The sequence below is a fragment of the Methylomonas subterranea genome (genome assembly GCF_024505185.1).
In the GTDB taxonomy this organism is placed as follows: Bacteria; Pseudomonadota; Gammaproteobacteria; order Methylococcales; family Methylomonadaceae; genus Methylomonas; species Methylomonas subterranea.
Window position 1 is genome coordinate 1 of sequence record NZ_JANIBJ010000014.1, and the last position, 24,512, is coordinate 24,512.

Consider the following 24,512-nt stretch of genomic DNA (forward strand, 5'->3'; position numbering starts at 1 on the left):
GCCGGCATTCCCTTGCCGGCGGCCCTGTCTCTGGCATCCGCCAACGCCGGACCTTACATGCTCAGACGTATGCCTACCCAGGCGGCCCGCGGCGCGCCGACACCGACGAAGCGAGCATTCTCGTTTTCGTTCAACCCAAGCCCCTGCAGTACCTCTCCGGTTTCACCGATAGCGCCGAAGTTGGCATATTCGCGATCGAACAAGTTGTTGACCCGGCCGAACAAGGCCACATGTTCGTTGAAGCGGTATTCGCTACGCAGGTTGAACACCACGAAAGCGGGAATTTTCGGCAGTAGATTGGCCTCGTCGCCGCGCAGATACTGCCCGCTGTTGTAGCTCATGTCGAAACCCAAGGTCCATTGCGGCAAAATATCCACATCGGTGCTGAATTTGGCGATGTGTGCCGGAATACCGGGAATCCGGTCGCCCGGACGGACCTGAGTGACGCCGTCGACCGCATCGGGATGAGCGCCGTTCGGACTGCCGAAGGGGCTTTGATAGGTGGCGTCGATATAGGTGTAATTGGCCGACCAGCGCCAGCGATTGTCGAAAAACAAGCCCGACAAGCCGGCCTCGGCGCCCTGCCGTTGGGTTTTGCCGACATTCTCGAAATATCCCATGCCGTTGACGGCGCCGTTACCCTGCCACAGAATATCGTTGTTGTTGATGACGTGGAAAAAACCGGCATTCCAATGCACTCGCCCCTCGAAAGGCAGTTTTTTCAGATCGCCGCGCAAACCGGCTTCCCAGGTATTGGCCACCACTTGCGCCAAGGGCGGGTCGGCCACGAAGGCATTGGGCAATTTGCAAGGGTTATCCGGATCGGCGCAACTCAACTCCATGGGCGTCGGCACCCGGGATGATTCGCTGTAATTGCCGTAAAAAGTCAGCTCAGGCATAAACGCATAGGTCAGGCCGGCGGCCGGGTTTATGCGGTTGAAAGTATGAAAGCCGGTCAGATTTTCATCGGGGTCGTCGCCCGGAAAATGGTCTTTTAATTCCAGATGGGTAATGTTGTAGCGACCGGAAACCGTCACATCCAGTTTGTCGGTCACCGACAGGGTGTCGGTCAGAAACACGCCGTAATTGTTGGTTTCGGTATTCAGGCGCACCCGCGAGTCCAATAAAAATACGCCACCGGCCGCCACGCCGCGATTGGCGGTCAGGCTGCCCAATTCGGTATCGGCGCGGTAATGCGCGGTACTGTGGTCGTAACTGGCGCCGGCAATCAATTGATTGTTCATGCCGAACACTTTGTGATGAAAGGCGTTTTGCAGGGCAAAGCCGAAAGATTGCTGGGTGGTTTCGGAAGTATTGACCGTACCGCCCTCCAAGGCCGGGTTTTCGGGAATCAGGCTTCCATCCAGGGCCTGCAAAGGCTCGTCGCCGTCGCATAAATAATCGACCCCGCCCACCTCGCAGTCCCCGAATTCGCTACCGTCGCCGTTGTAGGTACTCATCTTGTTACGCCGGTAATAGGCGGTCGCGGACAGCTGGTTGCGCTCGTTCAGCCAAGTTTCGCCGTCCAGGGACACCATGAACAAGCGGTTGCGGGTCAGATCGGGATGGGTAAAGACTTTTTCCCGGCCGTAAGCCAACAATTCTTCCGGTACCGCGCCGTTACCGCGCAGCGCATTTTCGGTGCCGGCGAAGTGCAGATCCAGGCTGGATTCGTTGCCGCGCCAGCTCAAGGTACCGAATCCGCGCTTGGCTTCGGTGCGCGAGTGGTCGCGCCAACCGGCCTCGGAAAAATTGCTGAAATCGGCAAAATAACCCCAGGTGCCATTGTTCCAGCCGCTACTAAGCTCTTCGGTATGCCGGTCCCAGGAACCACCCTGCACTTCCAGCACATGTTTGGGCGCCGAGAAACCGGTCTTGGTCTTGATATTGATGGAGCCGCCCAGCGCATTCAAACCGAAGGCCGGGTTGGATGCGGGCTGTAAACTCATGCTTTCTATGGCGCCTTGCGGAATCAGATCCCAGTTGACCATGTCGCCGAAAGGTTCGTTGAAACGCACGCCGTTCACATAAGCCGCAATACCTTGCGGCACCCCCATCAAGGGCGAAGCGCTATAACCCCGGTATTGTAAGTCCGGCTGCAGTGGGTTGTTTTGAGCGTCGTTGATATTGACGCTGCCCAGATAGCGGTTCATGTAATCGGCCAACGACACGGCCTGCCCGGCCTGTAACTGTTCCGCCGACACGGTCTGCACGTTGGCCGGAATTTTGTTGATATCGATAGCGCCGAACTGCAACGGCGATACGTCGACCACTTCCACTTGTTCCAGTGTCTCGGCTTTTTTATCGGTTACTTCGGCCGCAATCGCCGCCGCCAGCGGCTGCAATGCAAACCAGGGCAACAGGCCCAGGGCAACTTTGTTCATGGGTTTACCTTAAAGCGTTAAAACCCGGGCATGATAAACAGGCCCCGCGCCGACGGCCACGGCCTCGCCCATAAAAGGAATTTTTCCCTTGCCGTTTTGTTTGGCGGCATGCCGCCAAAGCGGAATATTTACCGACGGATTACCCCCCGGCGGAGTAAAATAGCCGGCCAATCGATTAAAAAGCCCTTTCCCTATCTGGCCTCATGACTATTCAATATATAGACCGCCCCGAACAACTACCCCTTTTATGCGAACAAATCCGACAAGAGCCCTGGATTGCCCTGGACACCGAATTTCTGCGCGAAAAAACCTATTACCCTAAATTTTGTTTGCTGCAAATTGCCGCGCCCGGCTGGGTGGCCTGCGTCGACCCGCTGGCTATCGCCGATCTGTCGCCATTATTCGCGGCCATTTACGATCCGGCCATCGTCAAGGTGCTGCATTCCTGCCGCCAGGACCTGGAAATTTTCTTTCAAATCACCGGCCGCGTTCCCGAACCGGTTTTCGATACCCAAATCGCCGCGCCCCTGCTGGGTTTTCAGGAAAATCCCGGCTACGCCATGCTGGTCTCCAGCTTTTTGAACATCAATCTGAACAAGGCTCACACCCGTACCGACTGGACCCAGCGCCCGCTCAGCGAGGATCAGATTCAATACGCCGCCGACGACGTCATTTATTTGTGCAAAATCTACACAATGATGTGCGAACAGCTGGAAAAACTGGGACGCCTGGATTGGCTGAAAAGCGACTTCGCCCTGTTGAACGATCAGGAACTTTATCAACTGTCGCCGGAAAACGCCTGGCTGAAAGTTCGCGGTAAAAACAAACTCACCGGTCGGCAACTGTCGATTCTGCAAAGCCTATGCGAGTGGCGCGAATATACCGCGCAATCCGAGAACAAACCGCGCAACTGGCTGTTCCCCGACGATATGCTGCTGGAACTGGCCAAACTGCAGCCGGTGAATTTGACCGATCTGGGCAAAATCAGAAACATCAATGAGCGTAGCGTCAACCGTTACGGCAAAGTGCTGTGCGAGTTGATCAACGCCGCCCGTCAACGCCCGCCCAAACCCTTGATCGAAAAAGACCGGCCGGGCAAAAAAACCCAGCAGCATGAAGCCGTGATGGACGTTTTAAGCGCCGTGGTGCGGATACGGGCCGAACAAAACTCGCTTAATCCGGTGATTCTGGCCACCCGCAAGGAACTGGAACAACTGCTGTTCGGCGACTCGGATTGTCCGCTGCTGCACGGCTGGCGTTACAACATGGCCGGACAGGAACTGCAGGGCTTGCTGCAAGGACAGTACAGTTTGAGCCTGACTCCCGATTCGGTGGCCATAGTGCCGCTCGCCCCTTGAAAATAGCTTGGCGGCAGGGGCAGGGGCGCCGCATAGGCTTTACTCCCCCCTTATTCCGCCCCTGATAACTTCCCTACTTATATCCCTCACCCTAACCGGGGAGGGGGGGGGACAGTATGCGGACGTTACTTTGGCCGGAATCCTAAACGCTGTTTATCTTGAAGCTCTGCTCGAAATCCGCCGCCGCCATGGGCCTGGAAAACAGGTAGCCCTGTCCGAAATCGCAGCCGATTGAGGTCAACAAATCGCATTGCGCCTGAGTTTCCACGCCTTCGGCGATGACTTTCAAACCCAGTTTATGCGCCATCACTATCATGGCCTCGCACAACACGAAATCATTGGACTCGGCGCTCAGATTACGCACGAAGGACTGGTCGATTTTCAAATAATCGATATCGAATTTCTGCAAATACGACAGCGAAGAATAGCCGGTGCCGAAATCGTCTATGGCCACTTGAATCCCGGCATCCCGGAACACCAATAAATGCTCGGCCGTTTTATTATTGGCTTCCAGCAACAAGCCTTCGGTAATCTCCACCACCACCGACTGGCCGGGCGCATCGTGAGCCCGCAAATAAGCAATCCATTCGGCGGGATCATGGCGGGCGTCCAAAAACTGCATCGGCGACTTGTTGATGCTGACCTGAAAGTCCGGATGCAATATTTGCCGCCAACGGCTGGCCTGCGCCACGGCCACATGAAACACCCAGTCGCCGATTTCGTTGATCAGGCCTGTTTGTTCGGCCAAGGGCACGAACTCGGACGGACTGATCAATCCGCGCAACGGGTGCCGCCAACGCAACAAGGCCTCGGCCTTATAAATACGTTGCGTGGACAGTTCCACTATGGGTTGATAAAACAGGGTCAACTCCTGTCTGGCCAGGGCGCCGCGCAAATCGTTCAGCATTGCCGCCCGCGCGTTCAGCTCGGCCTGCATGGAGTGGGTAAAAAAACTGTAACCGTTGCGGCCCTTGGCCTTGGCGGCGAACATGGCCTGATCGGCATTTTTCAGTAGCTGACTCACTTCCAAACCGTCGTCCGGGTACAGGGTAATGCCGACGCTGGCGGAAACATAGACTTGTTCCGTCCGCAAGGTAAATGGCTGGCTCAATTGCTCAAGCAGTTTCTTAGCCACCTGCTCCGGACTTTCCGCATTGTCCAAGCCGCTCAAAATAACCACGAATTCGTCGCCGCCCAGACGGCCGACGGTATCCGACTCGCGCACGGACGCCACCAGACGCTTGGCGGCCTGCTGCAACAGCAGATCACCCGCTTCATGACCCAAGGTGTCATTGACCTCCTTGAACCTATCCAGATCTATCATCAGCAAAGCCAGCTTCCGCCGCGCGCGGTGGACTTTTTTGATTTCCTCGCCCAATTGGGCGCGGGCAAAATGTCGGTTCGGAATGCCGGTCAACTGATCGAAATTGGCCTGCCACCAGATTTGTTCTTCCGAACGCTTGCGCTGGGTTATATCGGAAAACAAGGCCACGCGCCTGTGGGGCTTGCCTTCATGATCGAAAATCGTATTGATGACCATTTCGGCAATATAGTATTCGCCGTTTTTACGGCGGTTTTTGATGACGCCTTGCCAGTTTCCGGTCGCTTCGATGCTTTGCCGCATCGCTTGGGCAAGCGAGGCATCTTGCTCTCCGGCGGCCAAAATGACCGGCTCCCTACCCAATACCTCGTCGCAGCCAAACCCGGTTATCTCGGTAAATGCGCTATTGACATTCAGCACCTTGTTGTCGACATCGATAACCATCATGGCCTCGCTGCAATTTTCAAATACCAGCGCCGCCAACTTCAAATTCTCTTCGGCCGCCTTGCGATGATTGATGTCGCGGGCATATCCGACCGTACCCAACACATTGCCGTCCTTATCCAGCAACGGCGCCTTGTATACTTCGAACCATGTGGCGGGTTTCAGTATTTTGCCGATTTCCTCGGTATATCTATGCTGGCGGCTGCGCATGATTTCCAGATCCTCGGCCCGAAAACGCCGAGCCAACTTGGCCGGAAAAATCTCGAAGTCGGTTTTGCCTATCACCGCGTCCATACTGACGGCGTAGGATTCCGTAAACACCTTGCTCACCACTTGATAGCGGCTTTCCGCGTCCTTGATCCAGAGGATAAAGGGGAAATTATCCATCAGGGCTCGCTGGTAATAATCCTTTAACTGCAACTCCCTCTGCGCGCGCCGAATTTGGGTAACGTCGGTAAATTGCCAGATACGGCCATGGTATCTACCCAGCCTATCCTTGACCGGCGCGGAATATCGCTCCAGGATCACGCCGTCCGTGAGCTCGATTTCATCGCGGCAGCTGACATCCGGATGCGCATACAAATAAGTCACTTTCTCCAAAAACTCGGCCGGATTGCTGAGTTTGTTTTTAACGAATGCTACCTGTGCGGCGTCGTCGGGGTCGCCCGCAATCTCGGCGGGAATGCTCCACAAATCCGCTACCCGCTGATTTTGCAGTAACTTGCAGCCATCCTTATCCACCGCCAGGATACCGTCCGGAGAGGCCTCCAATAAAGCCTCCAAAAAGGTCGTGCGCCATAACAATTGATCTTCTATGCGCTTGCGCATGCTGATGTCTTCATACGCGCCCACCACGCCGATAATCTGATCTTCGCTGTTGCGCAACGGCAGTTTGTAAGTACTCAACCACGCCGTCTCGCCGCTGGCCATGGTCAATGGCTCTTCCACATTCAATTTGCCTTGCCCGGACTGCATGACCTGCCGGTCATCCTGCTGATAAGCGGCGGCCTGCTCCCACCAAGCCAAGTCATGGTCGTTTTTACCCAACAGTTCCGCCACCGACTCCAATCCGGCATCTCGGGCAAACAGACTGTTGCCACCCATGTAACGCGACTTGGTATCCTTCCAGAACACCCGCAGCGGCAAGGTTTCCAGAATGGATTGCAATAAAATATTGGAATTCGACAATGCCCGGCTGGCTCTGGTTTGTGCGGTCATGTCCAAAAGAGTGATTAACTGCTCGCCCGCATGCACCCCTTCCAACAGGCCGGCGCCGATCAACACATGTTTGACTTGGTCGTCCCGGCAGCGCACATCCACCTCAAAGGCTTGAAAGGGGCGGCCGCTTTGCCTGGCCTGTTCCGAACGTTGCCGCCAAGTCGCTTCCACCCATGCCCGGTACTTGGGATCGGGATAGGCTTTGAGGCTCCAGTCGGACAAGGAAGGAACTTCAACCGGCGCGTATCCGAAGGTTGCGACGAACGCCGGGTTCAACAGCGTGATGTTACCGCGGTCGTCGTTCAAAACATAAGCCACGGGAGAAGCATCGATAATGGCTTGCAAACGCTGTTCGCTGTCCGACAATTTGGCGCGGATTTCGCGCTCATTATTCAAGGTTAGGGTCAGTACCGTGCCTATCCAACAGAGCAGGGTCTGGAACAGCCAATAATTCCACATCCCGTGCAATTCAAAGTCGCGGGCGAAATAACCCAGCCCCTGGGCCGCCCCCATCAATGCCGTGACGGCGGTAAGCACCGCCACCAGTTGCACGCCGTGGCGGCCGAAACGAATTCCGCCCCAAAACATGACCGCGTACATCCAATACCCATGCGGAAGTTCGCCCAATTGCGCCTGAAAAACATCCAGAAACACCACCAGCGCCGTCAACACGCAGACCGTGATAAAACCAAGCGTTTCCGCCAAACGGGTTCTATCGAACCAGTCGCTCGGCCAACGTCGCCAGATCAAGATAAATGGGGTGGTGGAAATAATGCCGAAGACATCCGACATCCACCAATGAAATATCACGCCGGGCAGGGCTTGGGCGGGGAAAGCCCCGTCCAGCCATAACGCGGCGGGCCCCATGGCGGCGCTGACCAGTGCGCAAACCACGCCTACGCCGGTCAGCCACGCCAAATCGCGCGGACGTTTCAACCGCGGGGAAAAACTGGAATGGCGATTCAGCAGCCAGGCAGCGCTTAGCGACTCCAAGGTATTGCCCAAGGCAATCACGAAACACTGCGCATAAGCATTTTCGACCAACAGGCCGGCGGCAAAGGCACCGGCAAACACGCCGGGCCAAAGTTTCAAGCCTTTCGCCAGCAATATCGCCAGCGCCATACCGCCGGGAAACCAGACCAGGGTAACGTTGCCGGCGGCGGAAAAGTAATTCAGCACCAACTTTCCCAGCAAGGCGTAGCCGGCGGCTATCACCAACATGCCCAAAACATCCCGCCTCGTATAGTGTGGAATAAGCATACCGATGGCCCCGGCGCTCTGACAGTTAAAACAGCGACGGCCAGTCGGGCGGCCAAGCGGCGGTATAGGCTTGATAAGCGGCCGCCATCGCCAACAGGAGAAAAATCATCCCGCTGATTTTATGCAGAAAACCCAAGGGCATGCGCTGCAGCACGGTTCGGCCGGCCCAGACTCCCAGCCCCGAGGTAAAGGCAAGCGCCAGAGTGGCTCCCAACCACACCGCCGCGGGGACGGCGGTGCTGCTCATGGCCACTACCGCCAATTGGGTTTTATCACCGAATTCAGCCATGGTAATCAACAGAAAGGTGGTAAAGAAGATGCCGTGTCCGCTTTTCTCCACCACGTCCTCCGTTTCCTCGTCCTCGGCATGATTCAACAAGGCATGCAGGCCGAACCCGGCAAACAGCAGCGCCACGATGGCCGCCACCAGAACATCCGGCAACCAACTGGCTATGGCAACACCAAACACCACGGCCAAGCTGTTCAACAAGGCAAATGCCGCCACGGCGCCCCAGATAACCGGCGATGCGCGGTGCCGCGATGCCAGTGTCATGCACACCAACTGGCTTTTATCGCCTATCTCGGCCGCCGCTATCAAGACAAAACTGGTCGCGGAAGTCGTGGCGAGTTGGGCAAAATTCAGATTTAGCAGTTTGCTTATTAGTTGATATGAAACGTCCATGGGCAATACGAGGCAGCAGGAAACCTTAAAGTAGTCGCGATTGGCGTTTTGTCCGCACCTTCTTGCATATTATGCGGACCTCATCCCAAGATTTTGTCCAGCACCATCATGATGATAAAACCGGCCATCAGGGAAAACGTGGCAACGCGCGAACGCCCCTGGGCATGGGTTTCGGGAATGATTTCCTCGCTGATCACAAACAACATGGCACCGGCGGCAAAACCCATGGCGATAGGCAACACCGACGAAAAAACGGTGACCATGGTAATGCCGAGCAAACCGCCCACCGGCTCAACCAGACCGGTCAGGGTAGCCAGCGCAACCGCCTTCCATTTGTTGTAACCCAAGCCCACCAAGGGTAAAGCGACAGCCAGACCTTCCGGCAAATTTTGCAAGGCGATTGCCACAGCCAAAATCACCCCGTTTTTCATGTCGCCGGAACCGAAGCTCACCCCGACCGACATGCCCTCCGGAAAGTTATGAATGGTGATGGCAATGATGAAGAGGGAAATTTTTTGCAGCGAATCCAAACTCTCATCCGCCACAGTATCGAAGTGCAGATGCGGCAACTTTTGGTCGGCGAAATGTAAAAATAAGGCGCCTATCACCATACCCACCGACACCACCAGCAATCCCTTGCCGGGCCACACCTGCTCGCCGTAATCCATGCCTGGTACCAACAGGGAAAACGCGGTAGCCGCCAGCATCACGCCGGCCGCCGCGCCCAACATGCCGTTAAACAGACGCGCCGAAATATCCTTGAAAAACAAGGCGGGTAGCGCACCCACTCCTGTCGCCAAGCCGGCCAGAATGCTGGCAAAAAAACCCACCACCACTACCTTGTCGAAAATGATGTACAAACCGCCGAATACCACAATCTGACTCAGGAGGAACAGCCCGGCAATCGCCCCCCAACGTTGCGGGTTTGGCAGCGCCATGAGTTGCATGTATCGAGGATGGGCTTGCAAGCGTGAATATTGGTTTTCAAAAAAGCTGTCGATACCGTACATGAGGTTCCCCCATTTATTATTGTTGTGGTAAGCGGCGATTATACTGAAGACCTCATCAAAGGCAGCGATTTGTGCGCCCGCCCGCACATGGATGGGGCGAGTGGCGAACATCGCGGGTGAAAATCAAACGCGCCGGTCGAGGCACTCAGTCGAACAAACGCTTACAGCCTCTTTGGCATTCAGGCATTGCCGATTGGAAAAGCCAGAACTTCGGCTATCGCCCCGCGGCCCTCGGCTATCATTAACAATCTGTCCAAACCGATCGCCACTCCGCTGCATTCCGGCAGGCCCGATCGCAACGCGTCCAGAAACAAACGGTCTTTCGCCACCTCCGGCAGCGCTTGCCGGCGGCGCAGAGCTATTTCCCGATCAAAACGGGCCTCTTGCTCGTCCGCGTCGGACAGTTCGAAAAAACCGTTGCCCAGTTCAATGCCGTTGACAAACACCTCGAATCGCTGAGCCACCCTGGTATCCTCGGGATGCAGGCAAGCTAGGGAAGACTGAACGGCGGGATAGTCATGCAGCAGACAAATCGTATCCGCCGGCATGCTGCGCTGTACACAATGACTGAACAAAAAATCCAGCCACAAGGCATGGTCGCCGCCGCATAGGGCATCGGCCTCCGGATACCCCCGACTCTCGGCATGTTGCCGGTAAGCCGGCCGGTCGAAAACCAACGCGTCCAGCCCGGTGTGCCGCTCGAACAACCGCCTGTAATCCGTCCGCACTACCTGCAACGCCGGACCCAAAAGGCCGAGCAGCAATTCGGCGACTTCGTCCATCAATTGCGGCAGCGTGAAACCGACCCGATACCATTCCAAAATGGTAAATTCAGGATTGTGCATGCGGCCGGCCTCGCCGTTGCGAAAGGCCTTGCAGATCTGGTAAATGCTGCCGCTGCCGGCGGCCAACAGGCGTTTCATGGCGAACTCCGGAGAGGTTTGCAGAAACAGCGTGGGGTTTTGCGGCGGGCTATGAAACTGGCTGGAAAAAAAATCCAGATTGGGATCGGTACCGGTAGCGCGACAGAGCAAAGGGGTTTCCACCTCCAGAACCTCGCGCTTGGCAAAAAATTCGCGAATGGCGGCCAGCAACCGCGCGCGCTGGCGCAATTGCCGCAAGTCCGCCCTGGGCCGCCAATCGGCAGTCACTATTCTTTGACGCGGGACACGTACTCGCCGGTACGGGTATCGACCCGGATCATTTCGCCTATTTGCACGAACAGCGGCACGCGCACCACGGCTCCGGTTTCCAATGTAGCCGGTTTGCCGCCGCCGCCGGAGGTATCGCCCTTCAGGCCCGGGTCGGTTTCGGTAATGCTCAACTCCACGAAGTTGGGCGGCGTGACGGACAGCGGGGAATCGTTCCACAGAGTCAGGATGCACATATCCTGCTCCTTCAGCCATTTGATGGTTTCGCCAACGGCATTCTTATCGGCTTGATATTGCTCGAAAGTATCCGGCACCATGAAATGCCAAAATTCGCCATCGTTATACAAATATTGCATATCCTTGTCGACAACATCGGCACCTTCGACGGTATCGCCGGACTTGAAAGTGCGTTCAATGACGCGGCCGGTTTTCAGGTTGCGGATTTTGACCCGATTAAAGGCCTGACCCTTGCCGGGCTTGACGAACTCATTCTCGATAATCGAACAAGGATCGTTGTCCAGCATGATTTTCAAACCACCTTTAAACTCGTTGGTGCTGTAAGTCGCCATTTTTTCCTCATGAAACAAAAATAAATCGGGCGATTATAATGGATAAGGCGAATCCCACGAACAAATATAGCCCCTTGGCCGGATTTTAATCCCACCATGCGCCGCGGCGGCGAGTTTGCGGCACGCCCAATCCATTGGCTTGCCGGATAGTTTTCGGACGATTCACCCACCTAATTATTAAAAACGGAGCCGTATTGAACACCCTGCCCCTCCCCTGGCAACGCCAACTTGCCGAGGCATTTTCCAACGTAACGGACTTATGCCGGTATCTTGAACTTGATCCGGCCCAATTACCTTTATTACCCGATTACAAGGAGTTTCCATTACGGGTACCCAGGGGGTTTGTCGATTGCATGGAAAAGGCCAATCCGTGCGACCCCTTGCTGAGGCAAGTGCTGCCCGTGCGGGACGAACTAGTGCTTTACCCGGGTTATAGTCACGATCCGGTGGGCGATTTAAACGCCATGACCGCAACCGGCGTGATACATAAATATCACGGCCGGGTATTATTGATCTGCACCGGCGGCTGCGCCGTCAATTGCCGCTACTGTTTCCGCAAGCATTTTCCCTATGGCGACCAACAACTATCCCGGCAAAAGTTGCAACAGGCATTGGCTTACATAAGCGCCCGTCCGGAAATCACCGAGGTGATACTCAGTGGCGGCGACCCGTTATTGTTGAACGACGACAAACTTGGCCTGCTGCTGGACGCCGTTTCGGCGATTCCGCACGTCCGGCGCATCCGTATCCACAGCCGCATACCGGTGGTTTTACCGGCCCGCATCACTGCCGAACTATTACAAATCTTCAGCGATACGCCGCAAAAAGTGGTGCTGGTGCTACACGCCAATCACGCCAACGAACTGAGTCAAGAAGTCGCCAAGGCCTGCGCGGATTTGACCCGACACACCGTCACATTGTTGAACCAAAGCGTATTATTAAAAGGCGTTAACGACGACAGCCAAAGCTTGCTTCAATTACATGAAAAACTGTTTGATTGCGGCATTTTGCCCTATTATTTGCATTGCCTGGATCGAGCCAGCGGGTTGGGGCATTTTGAGGTGCCCGAAGCGCAAGCTCTGTCATTGATGCAATCCCTGCGGGAACAGTTACCCGGCTATCTGGTGCCCAAACTGGTCAAGGAACAAGCCGGAGCCGCGCATAAAATCCGTTTGGGCTGACAAATCCGTCTCGGGTTGCATTGTTCGAGGTATATTTAAGTCGCTACCCTCATATTAGGAATATGGATGGACTCCGAATCCGCCCCGGCCCGCCCTGCTCACTCAAGCTTACCGTTAATCGCCGCGGCCATCCTGTTGGTTGCGGGCATCGGGGTCGGTGCTTACCAAAAACTCCATGGCATGCCTGAAATCCCCTGGTTGGATCTGGCTTTATCGGCTACCGGACTCGGATTTCTGCTCGGCGGGCTGATACGCCTATCCAGCCGGAGTCTCCCCGGCAAAATCGAAACCGGCATTTGTTTTACCCGTTTGCCGCAACCGGCCCTGCTGGTCGACCGGCGGGGCCTGATCCGCGACATCAATCCGGCGGCCGCCCAGTTGCTCAACCGAACCCCCGCCAGCCTTATCATGCAACCCGTGCACGACTTGTTCCACCCTACCCAAACACCGGCCCAAGACTGCTTGCTTTGCCAACACATCGCCGCCGGCCGGGAATTGGCCGCGACCGATTTCGCCTTTCCCCAACAAAGATGGCAGCAGATTTCCTTGAGCAAGCTGTCGGCCAACGCCCCGGACCGCGTATTGCAATTGCATTTCGATATCACCGCCGGCAAAAAAATTGAACGACAATTGGCGCTGGTCATAGACGGCGCGGAACTGGGCTATTGGGACTGGGATTATGTAAGCGGCAAGCACGAAGTCAATCAGCGCTGGCTGGATATGTTGGGCTTGCGGCAGGATGAGCTGGATAACTATATCCACGATTGGCACCACCGCATACATCCCGAAGACCATGACCGGGTAAGGGATCTGATATCGGCCCATATCGCATCCGGCACCCCCTACGTCGTCGAATTCCGCATGCGGCACAAGGCCGGCCATTGGGTCTGGATACAGGGCTCCGGCTCGGTAGTGGAAAGCGACCCGCTGAGCGGCCAGCCAACCCGTTTATGCGGCACGCATCAGGACATAAGCGCCCGCAAACGCTTTGAAAAGAATTTGCAGGCCACCTATCAGGTCATCAGCCAAAGTCCCTCCGTGGTTTTAAAATGGCGTGCCGCCGAGGGCTTGCCGATAGAATTTGCCACCGAAAATCTGGCCGATTGCCTGGGCTACCCCATAGAAGAGTTGCTAAACGGCGAATGGGCCTATCTGAATGCGATTCATCCCGACGATCTGCCCACCTTCCGGACGGAACTGGCCGAGAGCCTCAACGACCCGGCTTGCCAGGAAATCGCGCATTTGCCTTACCGGATACAAACCCAAAACGGCGGCGGCAAATGGATACAGGATCATAAAATCGTCATCCGTGACGAACAGGGCCAAATCATCGGTTATCAGGGCCTGATCACCGACATTACCCGACAACACACGCAAAACCGGGCCATTCACAAAATTGCCTCCCACACCCTGGACACCTCCGCCAAAATCACCTTGGACAAACTGACTTTATTGGCTTCCGAGGCGCTGGGCACCGACTTCACTCTGATAGGAAAGCTGCAACAAGGTAGCCAGCTGTGTAAAACCCTGTCGCTTTGCGCGCATGGCGCCATTGTCGACAATATCGAATTCGATATAAGCACTACCCCTTGCGCGCATGCCGCCGATGGCAAGATTTGCACTTATCCTTGCGGTGTAAGCCAACAATTTCCCAACGATACCTGGTTGAAGGAACAGGGCATAGAAGCCTACATCGGCGTACCCTTGCTGAACGAACAACAGCAGGTCATCGGTTTTGTGTCCGCCCTCTATCGCCGCCCGCCGGCGGACCCCCAATTTGCCGAGGACATGCTCAAACTGTATGCGGCGCTGATTTTCGCGGAACTGGAGCGAAGCCAGGCCTTGCGGGCTCTGAACATTCAAAAGCAACGCCTGATAGACGCGCAAAGCATTTCCCATATCGGCGATTGGCGCTGGTACTGGGCAGACAATCATTTCAGCTGGTCGGAGGAAATGTATCGCATTACCGATACGCAGCGAAGCAGCTTTATTCCTTCATTTGCCAGTTTCCTGACCCAATTGGTGCATCCGGACGATAGAAACATTTTCAAAACCGCCCTGCAAAATACCCACAATAACGACATCGTTGATTTCAAGCACCGCATCGTTTTGCATAATGGCGAAATCCGCCACGTGCACCAGAGCGGCAAGGTCATTCGGGACGACAACCAACGCGCCGTCGGCATTCAAGGCACCATGCAGGACATCACCGACCGTCTGAAAACCGAACAGCGACTGCTGGAGGCCAAGTTGGAGGCGGAAAAGGCCACCCAAGTGAAATCCGAATTTTTAGCCAACATGAGCCACGAAATTCGCACGCCGATGAACGCCATTGTCGGACTGGTGGAGCTATGTTTGAACAGCGATATTAGTTCCAAGCAACGCGATTACCTGGAACGCGTCGAAACGGCGGCCAACGGCTTGACCACCCTGATAGACGACATTCTGGATTTCTCCAAAATGGAGTCCGGCAAACTCCACCTCGAGTCCGCGCCCTTCATTCTGGAGGAAATGCTGGATCAGGTGTTTTCAACCATGACCGACTTATGCCGCCGCAAGCAACTGAAACTGATTCGGCCGCAAATCGAGCAAAACTATCATGCGGTGGTGGGCGACCCGCAACGCTTGCGGCAGGTTCTGATCAACCTGATAGGCAACGCCATCAAATTCACCGAACACGGGCAAATCGAAGTTTCCTTTAGGGAAATCGCGCGCGCAAACCAACATATCACGCTGGAATTCGACATCTCCGACACCGGCATCGGCATGACCGAACAACAACAAACCCGCTTGTTCAAGGCATTCAGCCAGGGCGATAGCAGTGTAACCCGCACATACGGCGGCACGGGTTTGGGCTTGGTGATCAGCAAGCAATTGGTGGAACAGATGGGCGGCGATATCAGCGTTAAAAGTCAGGCGGGGATGGGTTCCCGCTTCAGTTTTACCGTCACCCTGGGCTTAAGCGATATCGACAGCCCGCGCCATTCAGGCCACCGCGCCAACATCGATACCCGGCAACTAAATTGTATTCGCGGCGCCCGGATTTTGTTGGTCGAAGACAACGAAGTCAACCGCATAGTCGCCATCGAATTGTTGACGCAAGCACACTTGCAAGTGGATACGGCCGAGAACGGCGAGATCGCCCTGCTGAAACTTAAACAAACAAAATACCACTGCGTCTTGATGGATGTACAAATGCCGGTCATGGACGGCTATGAAGCCACCCGCATGCTGCGCCGACAACCGGACTGCGCAACGTTGCCGGTAATCGCCATGACGGCCAATGTGATGAGCGTCGACCGAAACAAGTGCCTGGAAGCGGGCATGGACGATTTTATCGGCAAGCCGATTTTACCGGCCACTCTGTATGCCGCATTGACAAAATGGATCAAGCCGCAAAACCTTGGGGATGAGCCCGCGGCGGATTCGCCCGAGTCCGCAGAGAACATTCCCTTTCTTTACGGAATAAACAGCGATTTGGGTTTGCAACATACCGCGGGCGACAAAACCGTCTATCGCAAAATATTACGCAAATTCGCGGAAAATCACGCCGACAGCATGCATGAAGTAGCGCGGGCCCTGACCACAGAGGGGAATCTGTCGTCGGCGCGGCATTCGGTCCACACCCTTAAAGGGTTGGCAGGCTCGCTGGGTGCCACCTCGCTACGGGGCCATTTGCAACGGCTGGAAGAATTGCTTGCCGGGCGGGATTCTAACATTCAGAATACACCCAGCATGAGCAAACTCATCAGCCTGACCACGCAAGAGCTGGAACGCATCGTCAACAGCATACAAAGCACCATTCCGCCTCTTGAGCCTGAATTCAAACACATCCGGGGGTTTTCCCAAAACGAAACCCGACACCATCTGACGGTCTTGCTGGAGAAGTTGCAAGCCTTTGATTCGGACGCCGATAAACAACTGGATTTTCTGTTGGCCGGCGTTCAAGACAAAATCCTGACGGATGAGTTAATTTCGATCCGAAAACAAATAGCGAACTATCATTTTATCGATGCCGCTTCAGCCATAAAATCACTGTTGGATTCCCCGGATAGGTAAGCATGGAAAAAAAAGCCGATCACACCATACTCGCGGTTGACGACAGCCCGGAAAATCTTGATCTGATCAAAAACATACTCGAACCCCATTACGCCGTAAAGGTGGCGCCGAGCGGTCAACTGGCTTTACATATCGCCCGCAATCAACGGCCTGATCTGATCTTGCTGGATATCATGCTGGACGACATCAACGGCTACGACATATGTCATCAACTCAAATCGGACGATAGCACGCGCAATATCCCGGTGATTTTTTTGACAGCCAAGCGCTCGGAAGCGGACGAGGTGCTGGGCTTTAAAATAGGCGGCTGCGACTACATTACCAAGCCCTTTTCGCCGGCCATTGTGCTGGCCCGCGTCAAAACCCAGATACAATTGAAAGCCAAAACCGATTTACTGGAAAAGCTCGCATCCCTGGATGGCTTGACCGAAATCCCCAACCGTCGCGCCTTTGACGCCGCCCTGGAACGGCAATTCAATCAAGCCAAGCGCAGCGCCAGCCCGCTCTCGTTGATGATGATCGATATCGATAACTTCAAGCTGTTTAACGACCAGTACGGCCATCCGGTCGGAGATGATTGCCTACGGCGGGTGGCCAATGCCTTTACCAGGCACACCCACCGTCCGGAAGATTTGGTCGCTCGGCTGGGCGGCGAGGAGTTTTCCATTCTGCTGCCGAATACCGACAACATGGGCGCCGTGATGCGGGCGGAACAATACCGGCTGGCAGTGGAAAACCTTAAGATCGATCATGCCAACAGCAGCGATATTGCTTATATTACCGTCTCCATCGGCGTAAGTACCATCATTGCCACTGCCGGCGATCGGGTTGACGGCTTGCTGCAAGCAGCGGACGACGCTTTGTATCGCGCCAAGAAACAGGGCCGCAACCGGGTTTGTTGCGAAAATCTGTCGCCCCGCTAGCATCAACAAACCAATGCCCCGCTTTAAAACGATTATGCGTCTATAATCCGGCGCATGACTGACGCCCTTTTCGAGTTTTCCAGGCCATGCACCTTTATTTAGACTTCAATGCCTCTTACCTTGCCGCATTTTTTATAGGTTTATTCAGCAGCCTGCATTGCATAGGCATGTGCGGTTCAATCATAGGCACTTTGACCTACAGCCTGAGCCAGGAGCTTAGAAGCAACAAGCGCATATTGTTCAGCATAGTCCTCAGTTATAACCTGGGCCGCATTGCCAGCTATGCCATTGCCGGTGCCGTGGTCGGCTTTCTCAGCCTACCCTTCACGGAAGGCCACGCCCACCGTATTTTACAGCTGGCCTCCGGAGCCATCATGGCCAGCGCGGGCCTATATATCGGCGGCTGGTTTCCGCGTTTCGCTTATATCGAAAAAATAGGCTCGCGGTTTTGGAAGCTGATTGAACCCTTTGGCCGCAAATTGATTCCGGTCAAAACCCGCACACAGGCCATATTGTTCGGCATGGTTTGGGGCTGGTTGCCCTGCGGCTTGATCTATACCGCGCTGGCTCTGGCCGCCACCACCGGCAACGTCATGCACAGTTCCATGACCATGCTGTCTTTTGGACTGGGCACTTTACCTGCCGTGGCCGGAGTCGGTATAATGACCTCATTATTGGCGCGGCTTTCCAAGGCCCGGCGTTTCAAGCAGGTGGTAGGCATCCTGTTTATTATTTTTGCCCTACTGGCCGTATTCCCATGGCTTAACCCGATGCGTGTTGAACACATCATGACGTTTTGAGAGGTTTTTACAGTGGATAATTTCAGTTCTATCATTGGTCAATCCCCTGCTCTGGAAGCATTGATTCGTAGCGCCCGCGTGGTTGCGGCGACCGATGTGACTGTCTTGATCAAAGGTGAAACCGGTACCGGAAAGGAAGTCCTGGCCAGCGCCATTCAAAAAGACAGCCCCAGAGCCAACAAGCCCTTCGTCACCCTAAACTGCGCCGCCCTGCCCGAAGGCTTGGTGGAATCGGAAATTTTCGGCCATAAAAAAGGCGCATTCACCGGCGCCACCGCCGATAAACAAGGCCTGTTTCAAGCCGCCGACGGCGGCACCCTGTTCTTGGACGAAATCAATTCCTTACCGTTAACCATACAATCCAAATTGTTGCGGTTCCTGGAATCCGGCGAATGCCTGCCGGTCGGCGGCACCAAACCCTACCGGGTCAACGTGCGCGTGATTGCCGCCACCAACTCCGACTTGACCAACCAGATCGAAGCGGGCGAATTCCGCCGCGACCTGTATTTCCGCTTGAATGTGGTACCTCTGGAACTACCTACCCTGCACGAACGTAGCGAAGACATCGAAATGCTGGCCAAACATTTCTTCGCTCATTTTTCCGAAACTCATTCGCTGCAATCGCCCACCTTCAGCAAACACGCGCTAAAAGTGCTGCGCAACCACAAATGGCCCGGCAATGTGCGCGAATTGCGCAATCTGTGCGAACGTCTGAGCATCTTGCTGGCCGGCAGAGTGATAGAGCCGGAAAACTTGCCGCATGAATTTACCCATGGCAAGGAAATCAGCGCGACGGTTACCGATTTCAGACTACCCGAAACAGGACTGCAATTGGACGCGCTGGAAGCCAATATGATTCATCAAGCCTTGGCCCGCACCAACGGCAATCGCAGCAAATCGGCCCGCCTGCTGGGAATTTCCCGAGACACCCTGCTCTACCGCATCCAAAAACACGGCTTGGCAACCCATTAAGTTAAGCACATCGCGAGGTTGCGGGCTTTACAGCCCATGCAACCTCGATCAAGCAATTAGCGTTTTCTCACCCATTGCACCGTGCAATTGTCGCTTTTGCCGTGAGCCCGCAAGATAGCCATCTGAGCCATTTTGGTCAGCTCGCCCTTGCCGCTGGCCGGCTGTGACAAGCGTAAAAACTCTTGTTCTTTTATGGATTCCCAAAAGCCGTCGCTGCAAAGAATAAAGGTTTCCCCGCTTTGCATGGCGGGGAACAGCTGAATGTCGACCACCGGCGCGGCCAGTACATTGACGCTACGGGTCAGCTTGTTTTGCTCGGGATGCACACCCATCTCCCATTCGCTGATGGCACCTTCATCGAATAGCTGCTGAATCAGGGAATGGTCCTTGGTGCGCCATACCACCCGCTCCGGGTTAAGGCGATAAATGCGCGAATCGCCGCAGTGCGCGGTAATGACCCGACCTGGCTCCAGATACAAAATCGCGCAAGTGGTGTGCGCATTGGCGGCAAACGGATCGTCGCCGAACAATTCCCGCATGCGCTCGACCGCGGCGGCTATCCAGTCCCGCATGCCCCGTTCCGGCTGAAGCTGAATGTTTGCCTGAAAAGACTGAGCCTTTTCAATCAACCCGCGACAAAAAAACCGCGAGGCCTTCTCGCCCGCCTGATGCCCACCCAAACCGTCCGCCACCACGAATAAGGCATAATCGGCACAGACCCGATGCGCCATGCAATCCTGGTTGATTTCCCTATCCCCCACCGAGGACAATTGATAGAACTCCAACGCGTTTTGCATATGCTTAACTGTGCAGGCGCGCTTCCCGCATGAGTTGTTTCAAATCCCGGACCGCCCGGTCCAGGCCGGAGAAAACAGCTTGGGCGATGATGGAATGGCCGATATTCAATTCCGTAATTTGCCCGATCCGGCATATCGCCGCCACGTTATGCATATTCAAGCCATGGCCGGCGTTGACCTGCAATCCGGCCCGATGAGCATAATCGGCGGCGACCCGAATGCGCTGCAATTCCCGCATTTGTTGCTCCGGCGTTTGCGCATCGGCATATCGGCCGGTATGCAACTCGACCACCGGCGCTCCGGCCTGGACAGCGGCATCGATCTGAGCGAGTTCTGGATCGATAAACAACGACACCTCCACGCCAGCCGCCGCCAAGGCGCCACAGGCATCGCGCATTTTTTGCGGCGCGGCCGCTACATCCAGGCCGCCTTCGGTGGTCAATTCCTCTCTACGTTCCGGCACCAGACAACACGCCCGAGGCCCGACCTTGAGCGCGACTTCTATCATGGCATCGGTAACCGCCATTTCCAGATTCAATCGGCTATGCAGCATATCCTGCAATAGATAGATATCTCTATCCTGGATATGCCGACGATCTTCCCGCAAATGCGCGGTAATACTGTCGGCACCGGCCTGTTCAGCCACCAATGCCGCCTGTATCGGCTCTGGATAGCGAGTGCCGCGCGCCTGACGCAAGGTGGCGACATGATCGATATTCACGCCCAATAAAATAATCTGTTTTTCCATGGTGGTTTGGCTTGTCCCCGGCCGGCTAAATAATGAATCCAGTTTGGTAATTATTCAGTCAACACAGCGTAAAACAAACGTAGACCGGATAAGCGAAGCGCATCCGGCTGTCATGCTGGATGCGTTTCGCTTATCCACATCCACGCTTCACAATCGCTGAATAGTTACCCAATTATTTCTTCTACAAATACTTAAGCATTTTTGCCAGCACATCCCGGCTTTGCAAGGGCCTGCCCTGTAAATGGCCATCCAGCATGGCCCTCAAGAGTTGCTTGCTCTCGGGTAGCGCCGCGCCGATCAACGGCGCCTTGGCACTTAATCGCAGCAGGCTGGCTCCGCTGACATAGCCCTCGGCATCCTCGAACAAGCCGGCATTCGCTTCAAAGCGATAACGCCTCCGGCTATCGATCCGCCGCCGGTTATGCTCGACATCCAGTTCCAAGCCATAGCCGCAAGCCTCCAGCAGCGCCAACTCGAAATAACGCAAAGTCTGTTCGATATGCAGCCCCGCGAGCAACTCCTCCAGACTGCTTTGATAGCCGGCGAACAATTCGGGATGCGGGTCGTTTCGATACAAAAACCGTTGCAGCAACTCATTGAGATAAAAACCGCAATACAGCGCCAAGCGCTGTAATGAATAAGCTCGGACAAACTCGGCCTGGGTGAGCGTTTTTAGCTCGCTCTTATCGAGATAGGACAGTTGCAACAAGGTAAAAGGCAGCAACACGCCGGCCAGCCTGGACTTTTCCTTGCGCACGCCCTTGGCCAACACGGACACTATGCCGAAATCGCGGGTATAAACCTCCAAAAGCTGGCTGGTTTCGCGATAGGGCCGGTGTTGTAGGATGAATGCCGGCTGCAGATAAACCGCGGACTCGGCCATGTGCTTATTCCGTATCGATAAAGCCCAGGCCTTGTAGGGCGCGTTCGTTGTCCGACCAACCTTTTTTCACTTTCACCCACAACTGCAGATAAACTTTTTGACCTATCAGTTTTTCAATGTCCAAACGCGCCTCGGTACCGATTTTCTTCAGCATCTCGCCCTGCTTGCCGATCACGATACTTTTTTGGCTGCCGCGTTCCACCCAGATATTGGCATAAATCTTACTGAGCTCCGGATGCTCTTCGTATAACTCGATCTCCACCGTCAAGGCATAAGGCAACTCATCGCCCAAGCGGCGGGTAAGTTTCTCCCGCACGATTTCCGCCACAAAAAACCGTTCCGGCCGATCGGTGAGTTGATCTTCGGGATAAATCGGCTCGGCTTCCGGCAGCAAAGCCATGATGTGCTGTTCCAGTACGTCCAGATTGGTATTTTTCAAGGCCGAAACCGGCACGATTTGTTCGAAGGGATATTTTTGTTTGGCTTCGGCGAAAAAGGCCATCACTGCCTGCTTGTCCTTGATCTTGTCGACCTTGTTGACCGCCAAAATCACCGGCAGACCGGCCGCCTCCAGCTTTTTGAAAATCCGCTCGTCGTACTCGTGCCAATACAGGCCATCCAACAGCCACACTACCACATCCACGCCCAGCAAGGTGCTGTCGGCGGTTTTGTTCAGATAACGGTTCAAAACTTTTTTTTCGTCGCCATGCATGCCCGGCGTATCCATGAAGATAGCCTGACCCGCCTCGGTGGTTTTGATACCCAGTATCCGATGCCGGGTCGTTTGGGGCTTTCTGGACGTAATGCTGAGCTTCTGGCCCAGCAAATGATTCATCAAGGTCGACTTGCCGACATTCGGCCTACCGATCAACGCGACGTATCCGCAGTTCATTAGTCCCTATCTTCCAAAAGAATTAACATGTTTTCCGCGGCGGCCTGCTCGGCCTTCTTGCGGGAAATGCCGACACCGCGCGTGGACTCGAGCATAATAGGCACGCTGCATTTGACTTCAAAGGTTTGCGCATGATCGACGCCGTTCATACTGACCAATTCGTATAGGGGCAGCTCTTTTTTACGGGCCTGCATCAGCTCCTGCAAACGGGTTTTTGGATCTTTGTTCCAGCTATCCAGCTTGATCTGGGCGAATTTATCCGCAAACAGATTCAGTATCCAATGTCGGCAAACGTCTACTCCGCTATCGAGCAAGATCGCGCCCATGATGGCTTCCAGGGCATCGGACAAAATCGAGTCGCGGCGGAATCCGCCGCTTTTCAATTCCCCGGAGCCCAAAATCAGGTAATCGCCCAAGCAGAGCTGTCTGGCCAACTCGGCCAGGGAGGTCTGATTGACCAGACTGGCGCGCAAACGGCTCAATACGCCTTCGCCGACGCCCGGGAATTGGGAATACAGGCGCTCGGCCACCACGAATCCCAGCACGGAGTCACCGAGATATTCCAGTCTTTCGTTGTTATGAGATCCTGCGCTACGGTGGGTTAATGCGGTTTTAAACAACTGGGGTTGGCTAAAGGTCAAGCCCAGCTTTTTAGCCAGTTCTTCCGGTTTTTTAATCACTTCCCACCAGCTTCGAATCCTTCATGAAACTCAACCAATACACTTAAATTACCCACCATATGCTCGACGCGCTCGTAATCGATATCCACCTTGACATAACCGGGCTGGGCCTGAATGTGAATATCATCCTTCGTTACATAATCGACATAGTTCATATCGAAGCGCTTCTGCAGGCTGCTCATAATCTCCGATCTGGTCATAGTGGTGATATCGGTGGTATTTTCCACCGCTTCCAAGGCATTCACCACCTTGCTATGGTTGAAATAGATGGGAGCGATTTTCAGCACCAGCATGGTAAAAAAAGCGATCACGCCCAGCAGCAAAACCAGCGTGATGAAGGTCAAACCTTGTTGTTTGTAAGGTGAAGTCCGCATAGCTGTCCCCCGGCTGAATATCATTTGTTTATTCCAGAATAGTGCCGATTCGCTCAAAAGCAATCCCCTTGTTTTCCCAGTCCCAATTCATCCAGATGAAAAAGGCCTTGCCCACCAGATTGGCTTCCGGCACGGTCCCCCAATAACGGCTATCGTTGCTGTTATCGCGGTTATCACCCATCACAAAATACTGGCCTTGCGGCACCACAAACACATCTTCCACGCTGGGCACGCCGGGACTGATCAAAATGGAATGGCCGACCCCGGTCAAATCCTCCCGCAGATGTTCGGCGCCGGTCATGTTCATGCCCTGCCCCACGCCTTGATAACGACCCAGGGAAGTATTGGCAATCGGCTGACCGTTCACATAGAGTTTTTTATCGAAGTAAGCGATTCTGTCGCCCGGCAGGCCGATCACGCGCTTGATGTAATCCACGCTGGGCTGTTTGGGAAAACGGAACACCACAATGTCGCCGCGCTTGGGTTCGCCCATCTCGACGATTTTATTGTTCAACACCGGCAGACGCACGCCGTAGGTGAATTTGTTCACCAAAATAAAATCGCCGATCAACAAGGTCGGCATCATGGAGCCGGACGGTATCCGGAACGGTTCGAACAAAAACGACCGCAATATCAGAACTATCAGCACCACCGGAAAGAAGGAACGGGCATACTCCACCAACAGCGGCTCCCTGTCGGCCGGATAAGGCAGTCGCGCGTATTTGAGATACAGACAATAAGCGCCCCAGACCACGCCCGTCACAAACGTGGCCACCACCAGAAAAAAAGAAAAATCGTAATCCATA

The 24,512-nt window shown here is 54.8% G+C and carries 19 protein-coding genes; 6 read left to right on the forward strand and 13 right to left on the reverse strand.

Translation table 11 applies throughout. The features are described 5' to 3' along the window. Positions 1–53: 53 nt before the first annotated feature. A complete protein-coding gene (locus NP590_RS08900; protein WP_256602002.1) occupies positions 54–2,384 on the reverse strand; it encodes a TonB-dependent receptor in 2,331 nt (776 codons plus the stop codon). A 203-nt stretch (positions 2,385–2,587) separates the two neighbouring features. Between NP590_RS08900 and rnd the strand changes: the two genes are divergently transcribed. Continuing rightward, positions 2,588–3,742: a ribonuclease D gene (gene rnd / locus NP590_RS08905; protein WP_256602003.1), complete on the forward strand. Its 1,155-nt coding sequence runs from the start codon at positions 2,588–2,590 to the stop codon at positions 3,740–3,742. Positions 3,743–3,884: 142 nt separating this feature from the next. On the opposite strand, the gene NP590_RS08910 is transcribed toward rnd, so the two are convergent. The 5 genes from NP590_RS08910 to efp all read right to left on the reverse strand — a co-directional run bounded on the left by NP590_RS08910 (position 3,885) and on the right by efp (position 11,397). Beyond that, positions 3,885–7,985 carry an EAL domain-containing protein gene (locus NP590_RS08910; RefSeq protein WP_256602004.1) on the reverse strand — a complete coding sequence of 1,367 codons (4,101 nt, stop codon included), beginning with the start codon at positions 7,983–7,985 and terminating at the stop codon, positions 3,885–3,887. 25 nt (positions 7,986–8,010) lie between these two features. Further along, positions 8,011–8,667: a TMEM165/GDT1 family protein gene (locus tag NP590_RS08915; protein WP_256602006.1), complete on the reverse strand. Its 657-nt coding sequence runs from the start codon at positions 8,665–8,667 to the stop codon at positions 8,011–8,013. An 80-nt stretch (positions 8,668–8,747) separates the two neighbouring features. Next, positions 8,748–9,677, reverse strand: a complete 930-nt coding sequence (locus NP590_RS08920; protein ID WP_256602007.1) for a ZIP family metal transporter — start codon at positions 9,675–9,677, stop codon at positions 8,748–8,750. Positions 9,678–9,856: 179 nt separating this feature from the next. Further along, a complete protein-coding gene (gene epmA, locus NP590_RS08925) occupies positions 9,857–10,828 on the reverse strand; it encodes an EF-P lysine aminoacylase EpmA (RefSeq protein WP_256602008.1) in 972 nt (323 codons plus the stop codon). Continuing rightward, positions 10,828–11,397, reverse strand: coding sequence for an elongation factor P (gene efp, locus NP590_RS08930; protein ID WP_256602010.1), 570 nt, complete (start codon positions 11,395–11,397; stop codon positions 10,828–10,830). Before efp ends, epmA begins: the two co-directional genes overlap by 1 nt. 194 nt (positions 11,398–11,591) lie before the next feature. Between efp and epmB the strand changes: the two genes are divergently transcribed. The 5 genes from epmB to NP590_RS08955 all read left to right on the forward strand — a co-directional run bounded on the left by epmB (position 11,592) and on the right by NP590_RS08955 (position 19,332). Beyond that, the gene (gene epmB, locus NP590_RS08935) at positions 11,592–12,578 is read left to right on the forward strand and encodes an EF-P beta-lysylation protein EpmB (protein ID WP_256602011.1); all 987 of its coding nucleotides are present in this window, start codon (positions 11,592–11,594) and stop codon (positions 12,576–12,578) included. A 66-nt stretch (positions 12,579–12,644) separates the two neighbouring features. After that, complete coding sequence (locus NP590_RS08940; RefSeq protein ID WP_256602012.1) at positions 12,645–16,637, forward strand: PAS domain-containing protein; 3,993 nt, start codon at positions 12,645–12,647, stop codon at positions 16,635–16,637. A gap of 2 nt (positions 16,638–16,639) precedes the next feature. Continuing rightward, on the forward strand, positions 16,640–17,560 hold the full coding sequence (locus NP590_RS08945; protein WP_256602013.1) for a diguanylate cyclase: 921 nt from the start codon (positions 16,640–16,642) through the stop codon (positions 17,558–17,560). Between the two features lie 86 nt (positions 17,561–17,646). Continuing rightward, positions 17,647–18,360, forward strand: coding sequence for a sulfite exporter TauE/SafE family protein (locus NP590_RS08950; protein WP_256602014.1), 714 nt, complete (start codon positions 17,647–17,649; stop codon positions 18,358–18,360). 12 nt (positions 18,361–18,372) lie between these two features. Then, complete coding sequence (locus NP590_RS08955) at positions 18,373–19,332, forward strand: sigma-54 interaction domain-containing protein (protein WP_256602015.1); 960 nt, start codon at positions 18,373–18,375, stop codon at positions 19,330–19,332. A 56-nt stretch (positions 19,333–19,388) separates the two neighbouring features. Here NP590_RS08955 and NP590_RS08960 read toward each other — a convergent pair whose 3' ends face one another. The 7 genes from NP590_RS08960 to lepB all read right to left on the reverse strand — a co-directional run bounded on the left by NP590_RS08960 (position 19,389) and on the right by lepB (position 24,511). Continuing rightward, the gene (locus tag NP590_RS08960; protein WP_256602016.1) at positions 19,389–20,129 is read right to left on the reverse strand and encodes a PP2C family protein-serine/threonine phosphatase; all 741 of its coding nucleotides are present in this window, start codon (positions 20,127–20,129) and stop codon (positions 19,389–19,391) included. A 4-nt stretch (positions 20,130–20,133) separates the two neighbouring features. Continuing rightward, the gene (gene pdxJ, locus NP590_RS08965; protein WP_256602017.1) at positions 20,134–20,877 is read right to left on the reverse strand and encodes a pyridoxine 5'-phosphate synthase; all 744 of its coding nucleotides are present in this window, start codon (positions 20,875–20,877) and stop codon (positions 20,134–20,136) included. A gap of 181 nt (positions 20,878–21,058) precedes the next feature. Beyond that, on the reverse strand, positions 21,059–21,760 hold the full coding sequence (gene recO / locus NP590_RS08970) for a DNA repair protein RecO (RefSeq protein ID WP_256602018.1): 702 nt from the start codon (positions 21,758–21,760) through the stop codon (positions 21,059–21,061). 4 nt (positions 21,761–21,764) lie between these two features. Continuing rightward, complete coding sequence (gene era, locus NP590_RS08975) at positions 21,765–22,652, reverse strand: GTPase Era (RefSeq protein WP_256602019.1); 888 nt, start codon at positions 22,650–22,652, stop codon at positions 21,765–21,767. Then, the gene (gene rnc, locus NP590_RS08980) at positions 22,652–23,332 is read right to left on the reverse strand and encodes a ribonuclease III (RefSeq protein ID WP_256602020.1); all 681 of its coding nucleotides are present in this window, start codon (positions 23,330–23,332) and stop codon (positions 22,652–22,654) included. Before rnc ends, era begins: the two co-directional genes overlap by 1 nt. After that, entirely contained in the window at positions 23,329–23,706 is a 378-nt protein-coding gene (locus tag NP590_RS08985) for a DUF4845 domain-containing protein (RefSeq protein WP_256602021.1), read from the reverse strand. The genes rnc and NP590_RS08985 overlap by 4 nt, the downstream gene beginning before the upstream one ends. Before the next feature lie 28 nt (positions 23,707–23,734). Next, positions 23,735–24,511, reverse strand: coding sequence for a signal peptidase I (lepB, locus tag NP590_RS08990; RefSeq protein ID WP_256602022.1), 777 nt, complete (start codon positions 24,509–24,511; stop codon positions 23,735–23,737). Between the last annotated feature and the right edge of the window lies 1 nt (position 24,512).